The sequence below is a fragment of the Hephaestia sp. MAHUQ-44 genome, from assembly GCF_023806085.1.
In the GTDB taxonomy this organism is placed as follows: domain Bacteria; phylum Pseudomonadota; class Alphaproteobacteria; order Sphingomonadales; family Sphingomonadaceae; genus Sphingomonas.
Map to the genome: position 1 here is coordinate 100,007 of NZ_JAMSLX010000004.1, position 24,565 is coordinate 124,571.

The following is a 24,565-nucleotide window of genomic DNA, read 5'->3' on the forward strand; positions in this document are numbered from 1 at the left end:
CGCGACAAGCGATTTACGAAAACGAATGTCGTTATTCGCAAAGGGCGTCCTCTCGGGCGCTTGGCGGGTCGCCGCTCATGGCTTGCATCTCGCGTCGGTTACGCATAGAGCGCGCGGCTCGGTCGGGGCGTAGCGCAGCCTGGTAGCGCATCACACTGGGGGTGTGGGGGTCGCAGGTTCGAATCCTGTCGCCCCGACCAATCATTTTCTTGAAAAATCAGTCACTTGAGCCGGAGCCGCAAGGCGCCGCGTTTGCGCCGTGCACGCGTTCATAGGGCCGTCGTGCGCGGTCGTATGGAGTCGCCGGCGAAACGGGCACCGCCATACCCCTGCACAAGCCGCGTTGTGCAGGGGTAGACGATGTCACCACATCGAGTCTTAGAAGTTGATGCTACCCTGGAGGCCGAAGGTCCGGGGCGGGTTGAAATTGGCGTAGGAACCCAGGATTGCGTTGTTCGCGTCCGATCGACGGTAGATGTGAGTCTCGTTGAGCAGGTTGCGTGCCCAAATCGAGATCGTGCCCGTCACGCCGTTGGAATTCATCGGGATGCTGGCCAGCGCGAGGCTGCCGTTCACGATGAAGCTCGATTGGGTCTGCGCGCTCTCCGCCTGGAAGCTATATTGCGGGCCAGCGTAATTGGCATCGAGATGCAGGCGCAGGCTGCTGTCGCCAGAACCCACGGGCGTCTCGTAATCGAGCGAACCCGACAGCGCGGATTTGGGCGTGAACACCGTGTATACCTGGGTGATGACCCCGTAAGTCTCCAGCGATTCCTTGATCGGGTTGGGCACCGGCGGAATATTGACGTCGGTATAGGCATAGGACGCGCCGAGCGTCAGGCCGGTAACCGGACGCACGGTCAATTCCACCTCGACGCCTTTGATCTTCGAGGTGCCGGCGACGTTGACCGTCTCTTCGGTATGCTTGTTGAAATAGGGATTGGGCGATCCGCCGATGGTTGCCCGGGTATCGACATAGTCGAAGTCGATCTGCGTGTTGGTGCGGTCCATGATATAGGCCGCGACGTTCAGGCGGACGCGGTGATCGAGGAAGTCGGTCTTGGCGCCGATTTCATAGGATTTGACCGATTCGGGATCGAACTGACGGAAGCTCGACGACCGTGAGTTGGCGCCGCCGGCACGAAAGCCGGTCGAATATTTGGCGTAGAGATTCACCCCCGGCGCCGCTTCCCATGCCAGCGTGACCATCGGGTCGAACCGGCTGTTGGCATAATCGAGGATGGCGCCAGCGAACGGCGCGTTGTTGACCACGGCCAGCGCGCCCTCGCGGGTCTCATGCGTATAACGCCCGCCAGCAGTCAAATGCACGGTCTCGATGCCCGCGGGCGTATAGGTGCCCTGGCCGAATAGCGCGTAGCTCTTGCCCACCGCATGGCTGTCGCGCTGGACGAACCAATAGCGCCGATCCCAGCCCTGGTTGCCCGAACTGATCGGCGCATTCGGATTGGCGGGGGCCTGGTTGATGAAGGTATAGCCCGTGCCGTCGGCGTTCCACTTCAACGGGTTGGGTGTCGCCGCGGCTTCGCGCGCATGCTCGTTAAAATAATAGCCGCCCAGCACGAAATCGAGCTGCGGGATGCTGCCGACGATCTGCAGTTCCTGACTGAACTGGTTCTGGAACAGTTCCGACAGGCTGTAGCGGCCAAATTCACCGTTGGGAACGAAAGCGGAGCGATGCGCGCCGGCCGACCCATCCCATTGGTGGGTTTCCACGCCACGCCACGCCGAGATCGAGCGCAGTTCGATATCCGCGTTCAGCTTGTACTTGATCGCTGCCGTGTAGCCGTGCGTATCATCGGTGCTGAGCTGCTGGATGACGCCCATGTCGGCGACGTCCATCCGGCGATCGCCGCTGACCTGGACCAATGGCGACAGCGGCGCGATGCACTTGGCGGCACCGGCCGGGCAGACGAGCGTCGTGCCGGCATATGAGCCGACCGGCAGGTTGTTCGGATTGTAGTTGATCAACTGGCTGTAGAATGGCGTGCTCTCGTTCCTGGCCCGATCGTAGGAAAGGTCGATTGTCAGCCCCTCGATCGGTGTCCAGCGGCCCGCGATCTTGCCGCCGGCGCGGTTGTAATAGTTCCAGCCATATTGCCCGCTAGCGGGGTTCTTGATCGTTGCGTCCTGATGCTGAACGACGCCATCGACCTTGATCGCGAAATTGGCGAACGCCGGCAGATCCAGGTGAACTTCGCCATTATAGGCACCATAATTGCCAATCCCCGCCGAAACCCGGCCGCCGAACTCGCCGGTCGGGGCCTTGGTCACGATGCTCAGCGCGCCGCCTTCGGTGTTGCGGCCAAAGAGCGTGCCTTGCGGGCCACGCAGGACTTCGATGCGCTGCACGTCGAACAGCGCCGCGTTGAGGCCCTGCGAGCGGCCGAGATAGACGCCGTCGACATAGACGCCGACACCCGGCTCACGCGCGACCTGATTCTGGTCGAAGGGGACGATGCCACGGATGCCGACGGTCAGCGCCGACTGGCGCGCTTCGAAGGTCGCGACGCGCAGCGAGGGAACACCACCGTCGGCGAGATCGAGCAGGCTCTGAACGTGACGCTTCTCGATCACATCCGCGTCGAGGACCGCGATCGCGATCGGGGTCTTCTGCAGGTTGGTCTCGCGCCTCGTTGCGGTGACGACGATGTCGGTCAATCCGGTATAGCCGTCATTGTTCTGCGTGGCCTGGGCCGAGGCGTCCGCGCCGACGGTGGTCACCGCCGCTTCGGCGCCGTCGCGCGCGCCCGCAGCGTCGGTGGCATGGGCGGTAGCCTGCATGAAGGCGATGCTGAGCATCGAGGCAGCGAATTTGGCAATCGAGCGGTGCGTCATATGAATCCCTGGATTGTTCTTTGTGCAGGGGAGATGCTGGCGAATCGCTCGTCGATTCACGCTGTTTTCACCCCCCGCCGAAGCCAGCGATTAGGGGGCGTCGTTTACAGTTGCGCGACGTAACCGGGTCGGGTTGGCGTCATGTTCGCGACAAAGATGTGACAGAGTCGCGATCCGCAGATTCGTGTCCAAATGGGGCGATGTCGGGACCGAGAGGCATATGCGCCCGTTGCGTCACTGGCGCTCATATGCGCCAACATCGGTCGGTTTCTGGTTGTCGAAGCCTGAAAGACAGGGGCCTCACCAACAGCCGCTGATTCTCTCGTTCGGATGATGCGATCCGCTATGCAGGGATATCGTCAGCCCTTGCGGACCTTCCGTGTAACCGGTTACATAGGTAGCGCGTGCGGTCGCTCCCCGGCCGCTGGTAATGGAGATGATGATGCCCCCCGAGGACTCGACGCCTGTTGGTGCGCCGCGCCCCAATCGCCGTGATCTGCTGGCGACGACGATGCTGCTGGGTACCGGACTGCTCTCTGGTTGCGCCGCAGGGATCGCAGGCGCGCCGGGCGATACCGGCCGTAACGGCGGTACGGGGGCGCTGCGCGGCGAGGCGCTGATCGATGATGTGGCGCAGCGCACCTTCCGCTTCTTCTGGGACACGACCAACGCCGCCAACGGCCTCGTTCCGGATCGCTATCCTTCGAAAAGCTTCGCCTCGATCGCCGCGGTCGGCTTCGCGCTGACGATCTATCCCTATGGGGTCGAGCAGGGCTGGGTGACGCGCGCGCAGGCGCGCGATCGCACCCTCACCACGCTGCGCTTTTTCTGGAATGCACCGCAAGGGCCCGAGGCCGCGGGCACCGCCGGCTACAAGGGCTTTTTCTACCATTTCCTCGATATGGAAACCGGCACGCGGTACCGGCAGAACGAACTGTCGACGATCGACACCACCCTGCTGTTCGGCGGGATGCTGTTCGCCGCGCAATATTTCGACGGCGACGACGCCGGCGAGGCCGAGATTCGCGATCTCGCACAGCGGATCTACGCGCGCGCCGACTGGCCGTGGATCGTCGAGGACAAGCCCGTCGTTTCGATGGGCTGGCACCCCGAATCGGGATTCATCGAGGCCGATTGGGTCGGGTATAACGAAGCGATGCTGCTCTATGTGCTGGCGCTCGCTGCGCCGACGCACCCGCTCCCGGCCGAGGCGTGGGAAGGCTGGACCAAGGGCTATGCCGAGGATTGGGTCGATCAATACGGCCAGCATTTCCTCGGCTTCGCGCCGATGTTCGGGCACCAATACAGCCACGTCTGGATCGATTTTCGCGGGATCAAGGACGCGCCGATGCGCGCGGCGGGGTTCGATTATTTCGAGAACAGCCGCCGTGCCGCGCTCGCGCAGCGGGGCTATGCCGCCGCCAACCCGATGGGCTGGCGCGGCTATGACGAGAATATCTGGGGCTTCACCGCCTGCGACGGGCCGGGCGGCGGCAAATTGCCCTACAATGGCGAACTCCGCGAGTTCCGCGATTATTCGGCGCGCGGCGTCAGCGGCAACCATGCGTTCGACGACGGGACGATCGCGCCCACTGCGGCGCTCGGCTCGATTCCGTTCGTCCCCGAGGAGGCCAAGGCGGCGGCCGATGCGATGGTCGAGCGTTATGGCCGGCGGCTCTACGGCGAGTACGGCTTCCTCGATTCGTTCAACCCGAGCTACCGGTTCGCCTCGAAGGTCGCGCATTCGATCGTCGATCCCGAACTCGGCTGGGTCGATCAGGATTATCTCGGGATCGATCAGGGGGCGATCCTGACGATGATCGCCAACCACCGATCCGATTTCGTGTGGAAATATATGCGCAAGGCGCCTGCGATCGTGACCGGCCTGAAGCGCGCAGGCTTTACCGGCGGGTGGCTCGACGCCTCGTGAACGGAGAACGCAATATGACGAGGCTGATGACGACGCGGCGCGGTGCGATCACCGGGGCGCTGGGGCTGGTGCTGCTGGCGAAAACGCCGGCGATTGCCCGCGGGTTGGGCGCCACCCGCGCGACCCCGGCCTTCATCACCGATCTGATCGGCAAGATGACCATCGAGGAGAAAGCGGGGCAACTCACGCTGATGGCGGCCGCGCTGGGCGGTGCGGCGGCAACCGCGCTCAACCCACCGACCACGACCCCCAATATCGAACACCAGATCGCCGAGGCGCGCGCCGGGCGGCTGACCGGCGTGTTCAATGGCCGCGATTCGGATTATGCGCGCCGCTTGCAGCAGGCGGCGATGCAGTCGCGGCTCAAGATTCCGGTCATCATCGCCGCCGACATCATCCACGGCCACCGCACCGTCTTCCCGGTGCCGCTGGGCGAGGTGGCGAGCTTCGAACCCGAACTTGCGACGCGGACCGCGCGTGTCGCGGCGGTCGAGGCGGCGGCGGCGGGGATCGACTGGACCTTCGCGCCGATGGTCGATCTCGCGCGCGATGCCCGCTGGGGGCGCGGAGTCGAAGGATCGGGCGAAGACGTCTATCTCGGCAACCTTTTCGCCGCGGCGCGGGTGAAGGGCTTTCAAGGCGACAGCCTGACCAGCGATACATCGGTGATGGCGTGCGCCAAGCATTTCGCGGCCTATGGCGCGGCCGAAAGCGGGCTCGATTACAACCCGGTCGATATTTCCCAACGCACGCTCGAACAGGTTTATTTCCCGCCGTTCAAGGCCGCGCTCGCGGCCGGATGCGGCACCGTGATGGCGTCGTTCAACGAAATCAACGGCGTGCCGGCGCACGCCAACCACTGGCTGCTCACCGACGTGCTGCGCACCGCGTGGAATTTCGGCGGCGTCGTGGTGTCCGACTACACTGGTGACATGGAATTGATCGACGCGGGCTTTGCCGTCGATGCGCGCGACGCGACCAAGAAGGCGTTCCTCGCCGGGGTCGACATGAGCATGCAATCGCATTTCTATATGGACCACCTTCCCGATCTGGTGGCCAAGGGCGAGGTGCCGGTTGCATTGGTCGATGCCGCCGTGCGCCGTGTGCTCGAATTGAAGGCGGCGCTTGGGCTGTTCGACAATCCCTATCGGCGTATCCAGCCTGGCCGCGAACAGGCGCGTGTGCGGATGCCGGCGCATCTCAAGCTCGCGCGCGAGGCCGCGCAACGCTCGATCGTGCTGCTCAAGAACGAGGGCGATCTGCTGCCGCTGCCGAAGACGGGTAAGCGGATCGCGCTGATCGGCCCGTTTGCGCGCGGCCAGCACGATCTGATCGGGCCGTGGAACGTCTATGGCGACGACAAGCAGGCGGTCGATCTCGAAACCGGGATGCGCGCGGTGATGGGGCAGGGCGCGCAGCTTAGCGTCACTGACGGGTCGGCGATCGATGCGCCGCTCGATGGCGGGATCGACGCGGCAGTGGCGGCGGCGAACGCGGCGGATGTGGTCGTGCTCGCGATCGGCGAGGAAACCGCGATGTCGGGCGAGGCGCAGTCGCGCACCGCGATCATCGTGCCCGAGGCGCAGCAGGCGTTGGCCGAGGCGGTTGCAGCGACGGGCAAGCCGATCGTGGTGCTGCTCAAGAATGGCCGCGCGCTTGCGCTCGACGGCGCGGTGAAGGAGGCGGCCGCGATCGTGGTGACGTGGTTTCTCGGCAGCGAAAGCGGCCCCGCCACCGCCGACATGCTGTTCGGCGATGTCGCCCCCTCGGCGCGGTTGCCGGTCAGCTTCCCGCAGCAATCGGGGCAGGTGCCCTATCATTACGACCACAAGCCGACCGGGCGCCCCAACCCGCCGGGGCGTCCTCCCGAACCGTATAAGACGCATTTCCGCGGGATATTGAACAAGGCGCTCTATCCGTTCGGGCACGGGCTGACCTATTCGACGATCGCTTATGGGGCGGTCGATGCCGGTGCGGGCACGCTGGCGTGGGATGGCAAGATCGTCGTCAGCGCGCGCGTATCGAACACCGGCAAGCGCGCCGCCGAGGAAGTCGTCCAACTCTATATCCGCGACGTCACCGCGAGCATTACGCGGCCGGTGCGTGAGTTGAAGCGGTTCGAAAAGGTCTCGCTCAAACCCGGCGAAGCGCGCAATGTCAGTTTCACGCTGACGCGATCGGACCTGATGTTCGTCGGCGGCGAGGGAAAGTGGATCGCCGAACCGGGCGATTTCGAGGTCTGGATCGCGCCGTCGGCGGAAGCTGGGGCGCCGGCACGCTTCACCCTCGCGAGTCGCTGATAAAGGGAGAAAGCCATGCGCCGCCTTCGTTTCGCCGCCGGGATCGCGCTGCTCGCGCTGGCCTGGCCCGCTTATGCCGCCGACGATGCCGCGCCGCTCAAGGTGATGAGCTTCAACGTGCGCTGGCCGTCGCCCGACGATGGCGCGAACCTGTGGGTGAAGCGCCGCGATCTGTTCGTCGATACGATCCGCACCGCGAATCCCGACGTGATCGGCACGCAAGAACTCTACAAGAGCCAGGCCGATTACGTCCTCACCAAGCTGCCCGATTATAATTGGTTCGGGATCGATCGCCGCGGCGGCCATGCCGACGAGCATATGGGCATCTTCTATCGCCGCGATCGGCTGACGCTCGTCGATCTCGGCAATTTCTGGCTGTCCGACACGCCCGACATCGTGGGCAGCAATACCTGGGGCCATCCGTTCCCGCGCATGGTCACCTGGGGATTGTTCGAGCGCAAGGCCGACGGCAAGCGCTTCTATATGTACGATACGCACCTGCCGTATCGCGACGAGGATGAGGACGCGCGCACCAAGGGCGCGACGCTGATCCTGTCGCGGATCAAGGCGCTGCCGCCGGGTGTGCCGTTCGTGATGACGGGCGATTTCAACACCGGGCCGGAGAGCGCGGCGCACACGCTGCTGACCACCGAGTTGAAGGACGCGCGCGAAACGGTGGCAAATCCGCAAGGTCCGGCCGAGACCTTCCACAATTTCACCGGCACCCCCGATCACCGGATCGACTGGATTCTCTATCGCGGCTTCACCGCGCTGGGCCAGCAGACGATCACGACACATCGTGGCAAGGTGTATCCATCGGATCACTTCCCGCTGACCGCCGAACTCGCGTTTCCCGAAGGCTCGTAACGACGGCGACAGTGCCCCAAAAGAAATGGCGCGCTCCCGGCTGGGGAACGCGCCATCAGGTGAGGAGGGGAAGGACCTCCTTTAGAAGCTGAAGCCCGCCGAGAGCTTGATCGTGCGCGGGGGGCCGTCCGTATTGTAATTGGTCAGCTGCCGTTTGCCGGTCAGGGCATCGAAGCCGTTGTAGTTGCGGTCGTTGAACAGGTTGATGATGTCGAGGCGGAAGCGTACTCGCATCTCGTCGGTCGGGAAGCCGATCGCGACATATTTGGTCAGCGACACATCCATCTGGCGGAAGCCCCAGCGATCGCCATTGCCCTCGGTCTCGGTGGCGATGACGGTGCGCGACGGCGGCGTCCCGGCGGTGTTCACGAATGCCTTGAGGACCATCGGCGATGAAATCTGGAACTTGCCCGACAGCGCCATGTCGAACGGCAGATCGACGGTGCCCGCGGCGACGAAGCGATGCTTGCGCACCCCCGACGAGGCGGTGAACGGATAATCGGCCATGCTCGGGAAATCGAGCGAGAACAATTCGCCGAACTGCCGGTTTTCCTCGGCCTTGGTGTAGGTATAGGTCGCGTCGATGCTCCACGGCGAATCGACCGAATATTGCTTGGTCAGCTTGAGATAGCCGCTGTCGGCGCGGGTTTCGATGCCGTTGGTGCCGATGATGATCGCGCCGTATCCCGGCGGCGCGAAGCCGAACGGCGAATCGGGGTTGCCGGTCGCCGGGAAGAAGCTGCCGTCGGGTCGGCGGTTGCCCAGCAGATAGGCGAAGCCGTCGTGGCTGGCGACGTGCGAATAGCCCGCTTCGAGTTCGATCGGATCGAAACGGCCGCGAATGCCCAGGCTGAACTGATCCGAATAGGGCATCTTGATGTCGTTGTTGATGAACCGCAGTTCGCGCCCACCGCCGGCAGGAGCGCCCGCGAGCAATTGCGCGCGCCCGGCTTCGGTCAGGTAGACCGGGTCCCACGGCACGCAGGTCGGGCTGGGCGCGCAGACGTTGCGGGGGTCGCCGGTGATGAAGTTGAACGTCCGCCCGGCGAACTGGCCCTGCGACAATTCCTGCTGGATGAAGTCGAACTGGGTACGATCATACGATCGGCCATAGCCGCCGAACACTGCGAACCGACCAGTCTCGTCGAGCTTGTAGGTGAAGCCCAGGCGTGGCTGCCACGCGCCCTTGAACGCTTTCCGGTTGTTGCCGGTCGAGATATAGTCGTTGATGTTGTAATCGGCGTTTTGCAGATTGGGATAGAGTGGATCGCCGGTCAGCGGGTCGGTGGTGACGCCCGTGACCAGCGCAACGATCGCCGGATCATGGACATAGTTGAGGAAGGCCGGGGTGCGCTCGTAATCCCAACGCAGGCCGAGATTGAGCGTCAGCCGGTCGGTGACGTCCCAATCGTCCTGCGCATAGACGCCGAACTGGAAATTGTCCGATGAGATGCGTGGATCGCCGCTGCCGATCGGGGCGCCGAACTGGACGCGATAGGGGATCGTGTCGTTGAATGTGCCGCCGTCCGGATTGTACGAGACGTTATAGATATAGAGCGGATTGAGGCCGTTCTGCTCGGTGGTGTTGAGTGTGATCCACTTGGCCTTGACCCCGACCTTGAAGGTGTGGCCCTGCAGAGCAGTGTAGGTGAAATCGTCGGAGACGGTCCACCCTTTCTGGCCCTTGTTCTGGAAGTTGGAGCCCGCGCCGAAGCGCAGGACATCGCCGGTCCGTGTGCCGCCGGTGGGATTCGGAACGGTCGCGTTGAACAGCGTGACCGTACCGTTCACCGCCGGACGCGGATTCCAGGACACGTCCTCATAGGCGACCTTGAAATCGTTGATCCAGCTATCGGCGGTGTGCTGCCACCGCGCGAGGCCACGCCATTCGGTGACGTCGGTCAGGCTGCGCGTGTCATAGGCTGCGATGCCGTTGTTGAATTGCTCGCCATATTCCTCGCGATATTTGAGCGAAAACTCGAGCAGATCGCGGCTGGTCGGCGCGATATCGATCTTGCCGAAATAGAGGTTCTCGTTGAATTCCTGATTCCGGGGGCCGAAATAGCCCTGATATTCTTCGGGAAAGAACGAGACCGGCAGCGACAGGCCCGGGGTCACGTCGCGCGGCTCGATGCGGCGCTTGCCTTCATAGGTGACGAAGAAGTGCGCGATATCCTTGATGATCGGTCCACCGAGCGCGCCACCGAACTGGAAGTCCTTGCTCTTCACCTTGGCCGGATCGGTACGGAATAATTCTGCGGGCCGGAAATCGCGCAGGTCCTGGTTGGTGAAATCGACGAAACCTTCGCCGTGGAACTGGTTGGTGCCCGATTTGGTGACCGCGGTGATCGCGACCGAGCTGACCTGATCGAACTCGGCTTTGTAGTTGGAGCTGATCACGCGATACTCGCCGATCGCGAGCTGCGGGAACGGGTTGCCCTGCGTCGAATCCTGCCCGGTGACGCCGTTCTTGAGGACGTAATCCTTCTGGCCGACGCCATCGATGAAGACGTTGACCGTGCTGCTGGCCTGCGCACCGCCCTGCAATCGTGAATTACCCCCGCCATCGGTGATGAACTGCACGCCCGGCGCCAGATCCGCGAAGGCGAGGAAGTTGCGGTTGTTCTGCGGCAATTGCTCGATCAGCCGCTGCGAGATGACCTTGCCGACCTCGCCGCCTTCCATGTTCTGGAGCTTGGAGGCGGTGACGATGATCGTGCCGCCCTCATCTGCAGCCGCTTCGCCCGGCGCGGCGGCGGCCTCGGGACCGGTTTCGGCGAGGTCGAAATTGAGCTGGGCGTTCTGCGCGACCTGGAGCGTGAAGGTGTCGGTGTTGCGCACCCCGCTCGGCGTCGTCACTTCGAGCCGATATTCGCCGGGGCGCAGCGACGGGAAATTATACTGGCCGCTCGCGCTGACAGGGGCGGTGCGGCGATAGCCGGAGCCGGTATCGACGATCGTGACCTGGGTCGCGGTGGGCTGGCCGTTGTCGGTGATCGTGCCGCGCAGCGATGCGGCCGAAACCTGTGCCTCGGCAGGCGTAGCGAGCAGCGCGGCCGACGCGGCGCCGAGCAGGAGCGCGGCGGCGAAGTGCAGCCCGCGACCGCGGATGGATGTGGTAGTCGACTTCATTGGTTGGTCTCCCCCGTTCCGGCCTTCTCAGGGCTTCGGTACGTTGTGCTGCTTGGTGAATGGGTGCCGCGTCGCCCGGCCGAGTGCGCCGACAGCCGGGTGGTGAGGCCCGGCGCGCGCGTGCGGCTTTGCGCAATGCGGCTGAACGCGATGATCATGTGTCCTGAGCCAGATCCTCCGCCCGGCCTGAGGCCGTTACGGCCCTGTAACCGGTTTCATGGAGGGTTTGTAACCGTTTCCACGCACCCCCCGCAAGGGGCCGGGCGTGCTTTGCCGCCGCGCTGTGGCATTTGTGCCGCGCCCCATGAGGCGCGCTAAGCGATCGCGAGGATTGACAGCGTTGCCAGGGGCGTCGACGGTTGCGCTATCGGCGTCGGGGAGGTGGGTGATGAAGAGGTGCTGGTTAATGGCTCTCATGCCTCTGATAGCGTTATCGTTGAGTGCGCCCCTCATCGCGCAGCAGGCGCCGGTGCGGACGCCGTTATGGGCGCACGGCGCGCCGGGGTTCGAGGACCGCGCGGGCATCCCTGAGCGTGTCGAGGATTATTGGACCAAGGGCGTCAACAATCCCGGCATCACCGCCTTCCTCCCCGCGCCCGCCAACGCGACCGGCACCGCGATTGTCGTCGTGCCCGGCGGCGGGCATCAATTGCTCGTCACCACGACTGAGGGCGACGATGTCGGCCGCTGGCTCGCCCATCGCGGCATCGCGGCGTTCGTCGTGCGCTATCGCCTGTTCCGTGAGGCGGGCTCGCCCTACACGCTCGAGGATGCGCGCGCCGATGTCGAGCGCGCGGTGCGCAGTGTCCGCGCCCGCGCGGCCGGCGATGGCATCGACCCGCACCGGATCGGCATCTGGGGCTTCTCGGCGGGTGGCGAACTGGCGCGAATGGCCGCGTTCAGCCCGCCGGTGCCCGCGCGCGGCACGCCCGACGCGATCGATGCGCTCTCCGCGCGGCCCGATTTCGCGATCCTCGAATTTCCCGGTCCGCTCCACGCCGCCGAGCAGGTCAGCGCCGATTCGCCGCCGCTGCTGCTCGGTGCGGCGAATGACGACGCGTGCTGTTCGGCGCCGACGGTCGATCTGCTCCAGGCGTATCGCAAGGCGGGGGCGTCGGTGGAAATTCATCTCTATGCGGCGGGCGGCCACGCCTTCAATCTTGGCGAAGATACACCGCTCGTGAGTCTCCAGCATTGGCCGCAAACGGTGCTCGACTGGCTGTCGGATCGCGGGCTGTTGGGGCAGCCCGCGCCGGTGTTCACGCCCAAATAATCGGGTGCCGCGCTTGACACCGCTGCCCGTCTCTATAGGGGCGGCGGCGGGCCACGCGGTCCCAACGCCGCGCGTGCTCTCTGTGAGGAGAGTCTACATGACTGATACGATTGCCGCCGGCGCTGTCATTGCGTCTGCAAAGCCTGATGCCAAGCCTGCTCGCCCGTTCTTTTCGTCGGGCCCCTGCGCGAAGCCACCGGGCTGGGATGTCACCAAAATCGCTGCCGATGTGCTCGGGCGCTCGCACCGCTCGAAGCTCGGCAAGGCGCGCCTGCAATATTGCATCGATCTGATGCGCGAGATGCTCGCGCTGCCGGAGACGCACCGCATCGGCATCGTGCCGGGGTCGGATACCGGCGCGTTCGAGATGGCGATGTGGACGATGCTGGGCGCGCGCGGCGTGACCACGCTGGCATGGGAAAGCTTCGGTGAAGGTTGGGTCACCGATGTGGTCAAGCAATTGAAGCTTGAGCCGAACGTATTGCGCGCCGATTACGGCCAGATCCCCGATCTCGATACAGTCGATTGGTCGGACGACGTGTTGTTCACCTGGAACGGCACCACCTCCGGCGCGCGCGTGCCCGATGGCGAATGGATCGCCGCGGATCGCGAAGGGCTGTGCTTCGCCGACGCGACCAGTGCGGTGTTCGCGTACGATCTGCCGTGGGACAAGATCGATGTCGCCACCTTCTCGTGGCAGAAGGTGCTGGGCGGCGAGGGCGGGCACGGGGTGCTGATCCTCGGCCCCCGCGCGGTCGAGCGGCTCGAAAGCTACACCCCGGCCTGGCCGCTTCCCAAGGTGTTCCGCCTGACGAAGGGCGGCAAGCTCAGCGAGGGCATCTTCAAGGGCGAAACGATCAACACGCCGTCGATGCTCGCGGTCGAGGACGCGATTTTCGCGCTCGAATGGGGCAAATCGGTCGGCGGACTGCACGGTCTGATCAAGCGCTCGGACGCCAATGCGGCCGCGCTCGACAAGATCGTCGCCGCGCGTTCGTGGCTCGGCCATCTCGCGGTCGATCGCGGTATCCGCTCGAAGACCAGCGTGTGCCTCACGGTCGAGGGCGCCGATGCGGGCTTCATCAAGAAGTTCGCCGGCCTGCTCGAAGCCGAAGGCGCGGCCTATGACATCGCCGGCTATCGCGATGCCCCGCCGGGCTTGCGCATCTGGTGCGGTGCCACGGTCGATACCGCGGATATCGAGGCGCTCGGGCCCTGGCTCGATTGGGCCTGGGCACAGGCCAACGCCGCTTGAAGGTTTAAAGGCAGCCCGCCCCGGCGCAGGTCGGGTCTCTCCCTATTTCGTGCCCTATTGCGGCACGCGATCCCGGCCTTCGCCGGGATGACGAGGTAAAAGACATGGCAAAAGTTCTCATTTCCGACAAAATGGACCCCAAGGCCGCGCAGATCTTTCGCGAGCGCGGCGTCGAGGTCGACGAGATCACCGGCAAGACCCCCGAGGAACTGAAGGCGATCATCGGCCAATATGATGGCCTTGCGATCCGTTCGGCGACCAAGGTCACGCAGGAAATCCTCGACGCGGCGACCAACCTCAAGGTCGTCGGCCGTGCCGGGATCGGTGTCGACAACGTCGATATTCCTGCCGCCAGCGCCAAGGGCGTGGTGGTGATGAACACGCCGTTCGGCAATTCGATCACCACCGCCGAGCACGCGATCGCGCTGATGTTCGCGCTCGCCCGCCAGCTCCCCGAGGCCGATGCCTCGACCCAGGCTGGCAAGTGGGAAAAGAACCGCTTCATGGGTGTCGAGCTGACCAACAAGACGCTGGGGCTGATCGGCGCGGGCAATATCGGCGGCATCGTCGCCGATCGCGCGCGCGGGCTGAAAATGAAGGTCATCGCCTACGATCCGTTCCTGACCCCCGAACGCGCGGTCGAACTCGGGGTCGAGAAGGCCGATCTCGATACGTTGCTGGCGCGGGCCGATTTCATCACGCTCCATACGCCGCTCACCGATCAGACGCGCAACATCCTGTCGCGCGAAAATCTCGCCAAGACCAAGAAGGGCGTGCGCATCATCAATTGCGCGCGCGGCGGGTTGGTCGACGAGGCCGCGCTCAAGGAGGGGCTCGATTCGGGCCATATCGGTGGCGCCGCACTTGACGTGTTCGTCACCGAACCGGCCAAGGAAAACGCGCTGTTCGGGACGCCCAATTTCGTCTCGACCCCGCATCTCGGCGCGTCGACCACCGAGGCGCAGGTCAATGTCGCGATCCAGGTCGCCGAGCAGATGGCGGATTATCTGGTCAGCGGCGGCGTCACCAACGCGCTCAACATGCCCAGCCTGTCGGCCGAGGAAGCGCCCAAGCTCAAGCCGTATATGGCGCTTGCCGAAACGCTCGGCAGCCTGATCGGCCAGCTTGCGCACGGCCCGCTCAGCGCGATCTCGATCGAGGTCGAGGGTGCTGCCGCCGAGCTCAACATGAAGCCGATCACCGGCGCGGTATTGGCTGGGCTGATGCGCGTTTATTCGGACACGGTGAACATGGTCAACGCGCCGTTCCTGGCGCGTGAGCGCGGACTCGACGTGCGCGAGGTGCGGCATGATCGCGAAGGCGATTATCACACGCTGGTGCGCGTCACGGTCAAGACCGAGGCGGGCGAGCGGTCGGTGGCGGGCACGCTGTTCGGCAATGCCGCGCCGCGCCTGATCGAATTGTTCGGGATCAAGGTCGAGGCTGATCTCGACGGCTATATGCTCTACGTCGTCAACGAGGACGCGCCGGGCTTCATCGGGCGCGTCGGCACCACATTGGGTGCGGCGGGGGTCAATATCGGCACCTTCCATCTCGGGCGCCGCTCGGCGGGGGGCGAGGCGGTGCTGCTGCTCTCGGTCGATGATCCGGTGTCGCCCGATCTCGTCGCCGAGGTCCGTGCGCTGCCTGGCGTCAAGACCGCGATGGCGCTGTCGTTCTGATGGCGGGCACCCTCATTCTTCCGTGCGGCACCGCCGCGTTGGAAGGGTGAGGGTGACGCTGCCCGATTCCGTGCTAAGGGGCCGCCGATGACCTCCGCGCTTCTCCCTGCTGGCTTTCACGATCGCCTGCCGCCGCTTGCCGACGCGGCGGCGCGGCTCGAGGCTTGCGTGCTCGGCACCGCGTTCGCGCACGGCTATGAACGCGTCGATCCCGCGCTCGCCGAATTCGAGGAAGGGCTGGCGAGCCGCCTCAAGGCCGCGCGGCGGCAGGATGCGGTGCGCTTCATCGATCCGGCGTCGCAGCGCAGCCTGGCGATCCGGCCCGACATCACCGCACAGGTCGGCCGGATCGCGGCGACGCGGATGGCGCATCATCCACGCCCCTTGCGGTTGTCTTATGGCGGTCCGGTGCTCAAGCTGCGGGCGGCCGAACTCGCCCCCGAGCGCGAGCGGCATCAGGTTGGCTGCGAGCTGATCGGCCTCGATAACGTCGCCGCCGCGCGTGAAGTGGTACGCGTGGCGTGCGAGGCGCTGGCGGCCGCGGGAATCGGCGGCGTCTCGATCGATTTCACGCTCCCCGATCTGATCGATGTCCTCGCCGCCGGACCGTTGCCGGTGGCGCCCGAGCGGATCGATGCGCTGCGCGACCGGCTCGATGCCAAGGATGCCGGCGCGGTCGCCGACATTGCCCCCGATTATCTGCCGCTGATTGAGGCTGCCGGGCCGTTCGCCTCCGCGCTCGATCGGCTGCGCGGTTTCAACGGTGCGCTGGCGTCGCGGCTCGATGGCCTTGCGGCAGTGGCCGATGGGCTCGATGTCGCGCTGACGCTCGATCCCACCGAACGGCACGGTTTCGAATATCAGACCTGGCTCGGTTTCTCGCTGTTCGCCAAAGGGGTGCGCGGCGAGATCGGGCGGGGCGGTGCTTATGCGATCGTCGAAAACGGGGTCGAGGAAGCCGCGATGGGCTTCTCGCTCTATATCGACCAGCTCGTCGAGGCGGGCGCGGGCGCCGACGATCGCCGCCGGCTGTTCGTGCCGCTGGGCAGCGATCCCGCGATCACAGCCGGCCTGCGCCGCGACGGCTGGGTGACGGTAGCCGCGCTCGACGCGCGTGATACCGCGCAAGCGCAATTGTGCACGCATATTCTGATCGACGGGAACGCAAAGCCCGTCGACTAATCCCGCGTCGCCCCGGCTTTATTGTCCGGGGGTCAATGTGCCCCGCAGCGCTTGTGCTCGGGGATGGTTGGATGCCGGAAGACGCCCGGCATGACGAATTCATAGCTGAGGACCCAATATGGCTAACGTAGCGGTGATCGGCGCCCAATGGGGCGATGAGGGCAAGGGCAAGATCGTCGACTGGCTCGCCGAGCGCGCCGATGTCGTTGTCCGGTTTCAGGGCGGGCACAACGCCGGGCACACGCTGGTGGTCGGCGAGACGGTCTACAAATTGTCGCTGCTGCCGTCGGGCATCGTGCGTGGAACGCCGTCGGTGATCGGCAATGGGGTCGTGCTCGATCCCTGGGCGCTGAAGGCCGAGGTCGAGAAGCTGCGCGCGCAAGGGGTGGAGATCACCCCCGACCGGCTGATGATCGCCGACAATTGCGCGCTGATCCTGCCGTTCCACCGCGATCTCGATGCGCTGCGCGAAGATGCCTCGGGCGCTGGCAAGATCGGCACCACGCGGCGCGGGATCGGCCCGGCTTATGAGGACAAGGTCGGCCGGCGCGCGATCCGGGTGTGCGATCTCGCGCATCTCGACGATCTCGGCGCTCAGCTCGATCGCCTGACCGCGCACCACGACGCGCTGCGTGCCGGATTCGGCGAGCCGCCGATCGATCGCGCGCGGCTGCTGCGCGAATTGCGTGAGATCGCGCCGTTCGTGCTGCCGTTTGCGCAGCCGGTCTGGCGGATGCTCGGCGACGCGCGCGCGGCGGGCAAGCGTATCCTGTTCGAAGGCGCGCAGGGCGTGCTGCTCGATGTCGATCACGGCACCTATCCGTTCGTCACCTCGTCGAATACGATTTCGGGCACCGCCGCGGGGGGATCGGGCCTCGGGCCGAGCGCGGTGGGCTTCGTGCTCGGGATCGCCAAAGCCTATACGACGCGCGTCGGATCGGGACCGTTCCCGACCGAACTCGACGACGCCACCGGCACAAGGCTGGGCGAACGCGGTCATGAATTCGGCACCGTCACGGGGCGCAAGCGCCGCTGCGGCTGGTTCGATGCGGTGCTGGTGCGGCAATCGGTCGCGGTCTCCGGCGTCACCGGTATCGCGCTCACCAAATTGGACGTGCTCGACGGGTTCGATGAAGTGAAGATTTGTGTGGGTTATCGGCTGAACGGCGCCGAGCTCGATTACTTCCCCGCCCATTATGCCGATCAGGCGGCGGTCGAGCCGATCTACGAAACGATCGAAGGCTGGCAGCAATCGACCGCCGGCGCCCGCTCCTGGGCGGAACTGCCGGCGGCCGCGATCAAATATATCCGCCGTGTCGAGGAATTGATCAACTGCCCCGTGGCGTTGGTATCGACCAGCCCCGAACGGAACGACACGATCCTCGTGCGCGATCCGTTCGCGGACTGATCCCGCGCTTACTGCGCGCTCGTATCGTCGCTCGACGTGCCGTCGTCGGTTGCCGAATCATCGGTGGCCGGCGCGGGCGTCGTCGCGCTGTCGTCGGTCGGGGTGGTTGCGCTCGTGTCGGGCGCCGTGGTTGCGGGGGCTACCGTGCCCTCGGCGGCGACACTGTTGTTGTCGACTTCCTGCGGCGTGCTCTGATCGGTGGCGACCTGCGCGATGGCGGCGCTCGACACCGCGAGAACACCCAGGCTCAACATTGTTGCGATCCGCATTTGCTTACTCTCCATTGTGGTGGTGAAGCCCCTGCCTCACGATCTTATATTTGGTTATTTCAGCACATTTCTAGACGGTGATTGTTCGGTTCAGCCAGTGAATCTACCGATTGATCTGTTTATGGCGCATTTGACGAAATTCGATTTCATCTGATCTTTAGTGTGATGTTTTACGGTATTCCGTTACTGACGTGCGACGAGTGATTATTTAAAAAACGGCCGGCGCGTCGCGCCGATGGCGGGACGGACCGGCCGTTGAAGACGCGCGCGCCGCGCGCGCGGTGTCAGATCGTCGTGTCGCTGTCGGGGACCGGCGCCGATTCGGGCGGCATCGTCGGGTCGAGCGAGTCCGGCGCGGCGTCGGGCATGGTATCGGGCATCGCCGAATCCATGTCGTCGCTGTCGTGGTCCATCATGTCATTGGCCATCGGGTCGGTGGGCGTGACCATATTGTTGGTCATGGTGTCGGCGCTATTGTCTTGCATCGGCGGCGGCGTGTCCTGATCGGAGGATGTCGCCACCTGCGCGATGGCCGCGCCCGACAGGCCCAGCACCGCGATGCTCATGATCGTCGCGATCCGCATATCGATTCTCCTCGAAAGCGGGATTGCTCCCGTTCGCTCTCCTGAAAATCAACGATTCCGGGAGGGCGCGGGTCGCACGCTCAGGGCTGGTTCGTCGTCCGAATCGACCGTCCGGGCGTGTTCAGCCGCCGCATTGGGCGCGGTGGAGCAGTTTCTGGTCTGCCAGCACCAAAGCCATCATCGCCTCAACCACGGGGACGCCGCGGATGCCGACGCACGGATCGTGGCGCCCTTTGGTCGCGATGTCGGTGGCCGCGCCATCGCGATCGATCGTCGCGACCGGGGTGAGGATCGAACTGGTCGGCTTGAACGCGACGCGCAGCCGCACCGGCTGCCCGGTCGAAATCCCGCCCGCAATCCCGCCGGCATGGTTGGCGAGAAAGGCGGGGCCGTCGGCGCCGGGGCGCATCGGATCGGCATTGCCCTCGCCGGTGAGCGCGGCGGCGGCAAAGCCGTCTCCGATCTCGACGCCCTTGACCGCGTTGATCGACATGCAGGCCGAGGCGAGTTCGCTGTCGAGCTTGGCATAGATCGGCGCGCCCCAGCCGGCCGGAACGCCGATCGCCTCGCAGGCGACCACCGCGCCGATCGACGAGCCTGCCTTGCGTGTCGCGTCGATCAGGGCTTCCCAGCGTGCGGCGGCCTCGGCATCGGGGCAGAAGAAGGGGTTGCGGTCGATCTCGTCGGCATCGAAGCGGGCGTAATCGATTCGGTCGCCGCCGATCGCTTCGACCCAGGCGCGGATCGACACCTCGGGGATCACCGCGCGCGCGACGCCGCCTGCGGCAACGCGTGCCGCCGTTTCGCGCGCCGAGGAGCGGCCGCCACCACGATAGTCGCGAAAGCCGTATTTGGCGTCATAGGCATAATCGGCATGGCCGGGGCGATACGCCTTGGCGACCTCCGAATAATCCTTCGAGCGCTGGTCGACATTTTCGATCATCAGGCTGATCGGAGTGCCGGTGGTGCGGCCCTCGAACACCCCCGACAGGATGCGGACCGCATCGGGCTCGCGGCGCTGCGTGGTGAAGCGCGAGGTGCCCGGGCGCCGCTTGTCGAGCCACGGCTGGAGATCGGCTTCGGTAAGCGCGAGCCCCGGCGGGCAGCCGTCGACGACCGCGCCCAGCGCGGGGCCGTGGCTTTCGCCCCAGGTCGTGAACCGAAAGACGCGGCCGAACGTGTTGAAGCTCATTGGTCAGTCTCCGCCAGCGCCGCGAACGCCGGTGCATGATCGGCGATCCCGCGCGGGCCGCACGGCAGCCCGCCTTGCAGTTCGAGCGCCATGAAATAGGGCCCCGCATAAGGCGAATCGAAACCTTCGGCACTTGCGGTGGCAAAGCCGAAACGCTCGTAAAAGCCGGGTTCGCCGAGCACGAACATCAGCAACGCGCCCGCCTGGCGCATCTGCTCGATCGCCGCCGTCACCAGCGCGGCGGCCACCCCCGAGTGGCGATAGTCGGGCATCACCGCGAGCGGGGCAAGCGCGATCGCGGGGGCGGGATCGCCACCAATCGCGACATGCATCTTGCTCAGCGCGACCAGCCCGGCGGTCGCGCCGCTCTCCTCGTCGCGCGCGATGAGCGCGAGCACGAGGTCGCCATCCATCGCGAGCTGCTTGACGAGCATCGCTTCGGCGGGCCGCGCAAAGCAGGTGCGCAGCAGATCGTCGATGTCATAGGCGTGCCTGGGCGCGGCGCGCTCGACGACCACACCCATGTCAGGCGAGCGCGATATCGGGCGCGTCCTCGGCCTTCATGCCGATGACGTTATAGCCCGCGTCGACATGGTGGATCTCGCCGGTCACGCCACTGGCAAGATCGCTCAGCAGATACAGCCCGGCACCGCCGACATCCTCGATCGTTACGTTGCGCTTCATCGGCGCGTTGAGCTCGTTCCACTTGAGGATGTAGCGGAAATCGCCGATTCCCGATGCCGCCAGCGTCTTGATCGGGCCCGCCGAGATCGCGTTGACGCGGATATTCTCGCGCCCCAGATCGACCGCGAGATACTGGACCGAGGTATCGAGCGCCGATTTGGCGACCCCCATCACATTGTAATGCGGCACGACCTTTTCGGAGCCATAATAGGTCAGCGTGAGCAAGCTGCCGCCGTCGGGCATCATCTCCCGCGCGCGGCGCGCGACTGCGGTGAAGCTGAACACCGAAATGTTCATCGTCATCAGGAAATTGTCGAGCGTGGTATCGTAATAACGCCCGCGCAGCTGGTTCTTGTCCGAAAAGCCGATCGCATGGACGACGAAGTCGATCGTCGGCCAGTCGCGGGCAAGATCATCGAACGCGCGATCGATTTCCGCGGTTTCGGAAACGTCGCATTCGATCAGCTTGGGCACGCCCAATTGCTCGGCGAGCGGGCGCACGCGCTTTTCCATCATCTCGCCTTGATAGCTGAACGCCAGTTCGGCGCCGTGCTCGGCAAGTTTTTGCGCGATGCCCCATGCGAGCGATCTGTCATTGGCGAGGCCCATGATGAGCCCACGCTTTCCCTGCATCAATCCAGTCACGACGCAGCGTCCTCCTTGCTTCCAGCCGGGCCCTCTAGCCCGTCATCGGGGTCTTCCGCCAGTGCCGCGTTGAGATGGGCGCCCGTCACGAGCCCGAGCCCCACCATATAGAAGAAAATCAACGCGATCATCACGCCGGCAAGGCTGCCATAGGTGAGGTCGTAACTGCCGAGCATCGACAGGATGCGCGGCAATAAAGCGGTTACCGCGAGCCACCATGCCGCCGTCAGCACCGCGCCGGGCCATTTGGGGCATTTGGAATAGCGATATTTGCTCGGGGTGAGCGAATAGAACAGCATGTAGAGCGCGACGAACAGCGCGACGGCGGGCGCGATCCGCGTGATCGAGATCCACTGCGCGACATCGCTCGACAGCGGCAGGACGCGCAGCACGAACTGCTCGATGCCGATCAGAACGACCTGAAACCCGAACGCGATCAGCGTCAGGATGACCGAGGCGATGATCAACCCGATCGAGGTCAGCCGATATTGCCAGAAGGCGCGGGTCGAGCGCACGCCATAGGCGCGGCGCAGGATGTCGCGGATCGTCTCGACGAAGCTTGCGGTCGTCCACAGCCCGACCAGTGCGCCCAGCCACAGCAAGGTTCCCGAGCGCGCCGCGAGCACGTCGCTGATCGGTCGGGCCAGCACATCGGCGACGCTCGGCGGCACGGTGTGGAGGAAGGCCTCGACGGTGTGCATCCCTTCACCGGTCTGCCCGAACAGCCGCGCCACCGCGGCGGCGACGATGAAAAAGGGGAACAGCGTCAGCAGCGAGAGATAGGCGATGTTGCCGGCATGGATGAACCCGTCGGACCAGGTGCCGACGAGGACGCGCTTGACGAGTTCGTACCCCCAACTGCCGGGCTTTACCTTGGCAAGCTGCCGGTCGAGCCGGACCCGCGCCGTGCCGCCGCGCTTGCGCCGCTCCTCGGGCGAGACGGGGGAGACATCCTCCACGCGCAGCTAGACGCCTAAACGGGTACGCGGGTTCCCCTGATCGCGGCCGGGCCAGGTTTCGACGAATTCGGTGAGCGCGGCATCGTCGGCGGGCAGATCGATCATCAGCGTCACCAGTTGGTCGCCGCGGCCGCCGCCCTTCTTGTGGAAGCCCTTGCCCTTGAGCCGCAGCACCTTGCCCGAGTTCGATCCCTTCGCAACCGTCAGATTGACCGCGCCGTCGACCGTCGGCGTGCGCACCTTGGCACCGAGCAGCGCTTCGGCCAGCGTCACCGGCAGATCGAGCCGTACGTCATCGCCCTCGCGCGTGAAGAAGCGGTGCGGCTGGATCTCGATCGTCACGATCGCGTCGCCATGGCCGCCCGGGCCTGCCTGCCCCTTGCCCGCGAGCCGCATCTGGGTGCCGTTTTCGACCCCGGCAGGGAGTTTGAGGTCGATCGTTGCGCCGTCGCCGAGCGTGATCCGCTGCGGTTTGAGTGCAGCGGCATCGGTGAAGGGCACCTGCAGCCGATAGGCAATGTTGCTCCCCTTGGGCTTGGGGCCGCGGTTGAAGCCGAAGCCGCTGGCAAAGCCGCCGCCCTGCTGGCGTTGGCCGAACAGGCCTTCGAAGATGTCGCCGATGTCCCCACCCGCCTCGCCGCCGAAGTCGAATTGCGCGCCGCCGGGGCGGAACCCGCCCGAGCGCGCGCCACCCCCGCCGCCGCCGAATCCGAACGGCGAGGAGGGGTTGCCATCGGCATCGATCTCGCCGCGGTCGAAGCGCGCGCGCTTGTCCTTGTCGCTCAGCAGATCATAGGCGCTGGCGACCTGGCCGAAGCGCTCGGCGGCTTTGGGGTTGTCCTGGTTGCGATCGGGATGGAGTTCCTTCGCGAGCTTGCGATAGGCTTTCTTGATCTCGGCCTCGCTCGCGCCGCGCGGCACCCCCAATGTCGAATACGGATCGGCCATCTATTCCTCAGTGCGGCTTATGTGCGGGCAAACATCGGCGCGCACTCGCCCGAACGCAAGGGGAGGCGCCGACGTCATCAGGCGATGGTGATGCGGCGCCCCTCGATTGCGCTCCGTCGAGCGCATTCGATCAGCCGCAGCGTCGCGACCGCATCGGCGGGAGCAACCGGCGGCGGCGCGCCATCGCGGATCGCGCGGACAATGCCGGCATAGAAATGGCGATAATCACCGCTTTCGGTCGCCACGCGGATGGTGGTGCCGTCGGCATTGGTCAGCGTCCCGAACGCGTCGGGTGCATCCATGCCATAGCCCGGGTCGATCGGGCGGCGCCCGTCGCGCATCCACGTTTCCTGTGGATCGAGCCCGTATTTGACGAAGCTGCCGCCGGTGCCGCTGACCGCGAAGCGCGGGCGCGGTGCGGCGACCAGCGTCGAGGCCGAGAGGATCGCCCGCATGGGGCCGTAATCGAACCTGAGTTCGAAATAATCGTCGACCCGTGCCGCGGCGCGTTGCGCGACGATGTCGGCGGTGATCGCCTCGGGCATCCCGAACAAGACCAGCGCCTGATCGATCAGATGCGGGCCGAGATCGGCGAGCAGTCCGCTGCCCGGCCCCGGCTGTTCGCGCCAGCCGGGCTTGATCGCGGTGCGGAGCCGATCCCAACGGGCCTCGTAGAGCCGCACGTCACCCAGCACGCGTTGGTCGAGCAGGCGTCGGACGGTCAGGAAATCGCCATCCCAGCGTCGGTTGTGGAACACGCCGAGCACGCGCCCTCGATCGGCGGCGAGATCGGCGAGCGCGGCGCCTTCGGCGGCATCGAGCGCGAGCGGCTTGTCGATCACGACATGCTTGCCTGCCATGATCGCGGCACGAGCCAGCGGGGCGTGGGTGGTATTGGGGGTCGCAACGACGATGAGGTCGATGTCGGGATCGGCGATCACCGCGTCCGCGCTTGCCACGCGCGCTTCTGGCCAGCAGTGCGCGATCTCGTCGCGTCGCGACGATCCGATCGCGGTGAGCACGAGGCTGTCGACCGCATCGATGAGCGGTGCATGGAAGGCGCTGCCGGCAAGCCCGAAGCCAATCAAACCCGTGCGTATCATGCGCGTGCTTATGGGCGACCGGTGGCAATGGCGCAAACGGGCAACAAGCCTTGCGTGGTCGGATGACAGCGTGATGACGTATCGCCGCGCTGATGGGCTCGCGACAGGGATGGCATGTCTCGATTTTGCGTCGATAGTGGCATCTAAGCCACACCTTGGCGCCAAAATTAAACGATAATTATCAGGCTCTTGTCCTCGCACTGGGGTGCGCGGGGGCTTCTGCGGGCGCGGACGTCGGCATTGGGGCTTGATCGTCTAAAATAGTATTATATACACGCCGCCAATAGCTTTAGTTG

General features: G+C 65.2%; 18 protein-coding genes and 1 tRNA gene. 9 read left to right on the plus strand and 10 right to left on the minus strand.

What is annotated here, in order from left to right:
- The first annotated feature begins 123 nt into the window (after nucleotides 1–123).
- Nucleotides 124–200 (plus strand) — tRNA-Pro (locus NFE57_RS05935).
- Nucleotides 201–378: 178 nt separating this feature from the next.
- On the opposite strand, the gene NFE57_RS05940 is transcribed toward NFE57_RS05935, so the two are convergent.
- Complete coding sequence (locus tag NFE57_RS05940; RefSeq protein WP_252134655.1) at nucleotides 379–2,856, minus strand: TonB-dependent receptor; 2,478 nt, start codon at nucleotides 2,854–2,856, stop codon at nucleotides 379–381.
- Between the two features lie 442 nt (nucleotides 2,857–3,298).
- On the opposite strand from NFE57_RS05940, the gene NFE57_RS05945 reads away from it, so the two are divergent.
- From NFE57_RS05945 to NFE57_RS05955, 3 genes are read left to right on the plus strand one after another with little or no spacing between them, the layout of a single operon-like run.
- Nucleotides 3,299–4,786, plus strand: coding sequence for a glucoamylase family protein (locus NFE57_RS05945; protein ID WP_252134656.1), 1,488 nt, complete (start codon nucleotides 3,299–3,301; stop codon nucleotides 4,784–4,786).
- Nucleotides 4,787–4,800: 14 nt separating this feature from the next.
- Nucleotides 4,801–7,086 carry a glycoside hydrolase family 3 N-terminal domain-containing protein gene (locus NFE57_RS05950; protein ID WP_252134657.1) on the plus strand — a complete coding sequence of 762 codons (2,286 nt, stop codon included), beginning with the start codon at nucleotides 4,801–4,803 and terminating at the stop codon, nucleotides 7,084–7,086.
- 15 nt (nucleotides 7,087–7,101) lie between these two features.
- Nucleotides 7,102–7,953, plus strand: a complete 852-nt coding sequence (locus NFE57_RS05955) for an endonuclease/exonuclease/phosphatase family protein (RefSeq protein ID WP_252134658.1) — start codon at nucleotides 7,102–7,104, stop codon at nucleotides 7,951–7,953.
- Between the two features lie 81 nt (nucleotides 7,954–8,034).
- On the opposite strand, the gene NFE57_RS05960 is transcribed toward NFE57_RS05955, so the two are convergent.
- Nucleotides 8,035–11,085 carry a TonB-dependent receptor gene (locus tag NFE57_RS05960; protein ID WP_252134659.1) on the minus strand — a complete coding sequence of 1,017 codons (3,051 nt, stop codon included), beginning with the start codon at nucleotides 11,083–11,085 and terminating at the stop codon, nucleotides 8,035–8,037.
- 436 nt (nucleotides 11,086–11,521) lie between these two features.
- Here NFE57_RS05960 and NFE57_RS05965 point away from each other — a divergent pair, with 436 nt between their 5' ends.
- From NFE57_RS05965 to NFE57_RS05985, 5 genes are all read left to right on the plus strand, one after another.
- The gene (locus NFE57_RS05965; RefSeq protein WP_252134660.1) at nucleotides 11,522–12,358 is read left to right on the plus strand and encodes an alpha/beta hydrolase; all 837 of its coding nucleotides are present in this window, start codon (nucleotides 11,522–11,524) and stop codon (nucleotides 12,356–12,358) included.
- A 97-nt stretch (nucleotides 12,359–12,455) separates the two neighbouring features.
- Nucleotides 12,456–13,613 carry a phosphoserine transaminase gene (locus NFE57_RS05970; RefSeq protein WP_252134661.1) on the plus strand — a complete coding sequence of 386 codons (1,158 nt, stop codon included), beginning with the start codon at nucleotides 12,456–12,458 and terminating at the stop codon, nucleotides 13,611–13,613.
- Between the two features lie 104 nt (nucleotides 13,614–13,717).
- Nucleotides 13,718–15,295 carry a phosphoglycerate dehydrogenase gene (gene serA / locus NFE57_RS05975; RefSeq protein ID WP_252134662.1) on the plus strand — a complete coding sequence of 526 codons (1,578 nt, stop codon included), beginning with the start codon at nucleotides 13,718–13,720 and terminating at the stop codon, nucleotides 15,293–15,295.
- Nucleotides 15,296–15,382: 87 nt separating this feature from the next.
- Nucleotides 15,383–16,477 (plus strand): ATP phosphoribosyltransferase regulatory subunit, encoded by a 1,095-nt coding sequence (locus tag NFE57_RS05980; protein WP_252134663.1) that lies wholly within the window; start codon nucleotides 15,383–15,385, stop codon nucleotides 16,475–16,477.
- Between the two features lie 118 nt (nucleotides 16,478–16,595).
- The gene (locus NFE57_RS05985; protein ID WP_252134664.1) at nucleotides 16,596–17,885 is read left to right on the plus strand and encodes an adenylosuccinate synthase; all 1,290 of its coding nucleotides are present in this window, start codon (nucleotides 16,596–16,598) and stop codon (nucleotides 17,883–17,885) included.
- 8 nt (nucleotides 17,886–17,893) lie between these two features.
- Here NFE57_RS05985 and NFE57_RS05990 read toward each other — a convergent pair whose 3' ends face one another.
- The 8 genes from NFE57_RS05990 to NFE57_RS06025 all read right to left on the minus strand — a co-directional run bounded on the left by NFE57_RS05990 (nucleotide 17,894) and on the right by NFE57_RS06025 (nucleotide 24,269).
- The gene (locus NFE57_RS05990) at nucleotides 17,894–18,154 is read right to left on the minus strand and encodes a hypothetical protein (protein WP_252134665.1); all 261 of its coding nucleotides are present in this window, start codon (nucleotides 18,152–18,154) and stop codon (nucleotides 17,894–17,896) included.
- A 284-nt stretch (nucleotides 18,155–18,438) separates the two neighbouring features.
- A complete protein-coding gene (locus NFE57_RS05995; protein WP_252134666.1) occupies nucleotides 18,439–18,738 on the minus strand; it encodes a hypothetical protein in 300 nt (99 codons plus the stop codon).
- 121 nt (nucleotides 18,739–18,859) lie between these two features.
- Nucleotides 18,860–19,930, minus strand: a complete 1,071-nt coding sequence (gene aroC / locus NFE57_RS06000) for a chorismate synthase (RefSeq protein ID WP_252134667.1) — start codon at nucleotides 19,928–19,930, stop codon at nucleotides 18,860–18,862.
- Nucleotides 19,927–20,454, minus strand: a complete 528-nt coding sequence (locus NFE57_RS06005; protein ID WP_252134668.1) for a GNAT family N-acetyltransferase — start codon at nucleotides 20,452–20,454, stop codon at nucleotides 19,927–19,929. The genes aroC and NFE57_RS06005 overlap by 4 nt, the downstream gene beginning before the upstream one ends.
- 1 nt (nucleotide 20,455) lies before the next feature.
- A complete protein-coding gene (gene fabI, locus NFE57_RS06010; RefSeq protein ID WP_252134793.1) occupies nucleotides 20,456–21,247 on the minus strand; it encodes an enoyl-ACP reductase FabI in 792 nt (263 codons plus the stop codon).
- Between the two features lie 8 nt (nucleotides 21,248–21,255).
- Entirely contained in the window at nucleotides 21,256–22,218 is a 963-nt protein-coding gene (locus NFE57_RS06015; RefSeq protein WP_252134669.1) for a YihY/virulence factor BrkB family protein, read from the minus strand.
- 6 nt (nucleotides 22,219–22,224) lie between these two features.
- The gene (locus tag NFE57_RS06020; RefSeq protein WP_252134670.1) at nucleotides 22,225–23,166 is read right to left on the minus strand and encodes a DnaJ C-terminal domain-containing protein; all 942 of its coding nucleotides are present in this window, start codon (nucleotides 23,164–23,166) and stop codon (nucleotides 22,225–22,227) included.
- 77 nt (nucleotides 23,167–23,243) lie between these two features.
- Nucleotides 23,244–24,269, minus strand: a complete 1,026-nt coding sequence (locus tag NFE57_RS06025) for an oxidoreductase (RefSeq protein WP_252134671.1) — start codon at nucleotides 24,267–24,269, stop codon at nucleotides 23,244–23,246.
- Nucleotides 24,270–24,565: the final 296 nt, after the last annotated feature.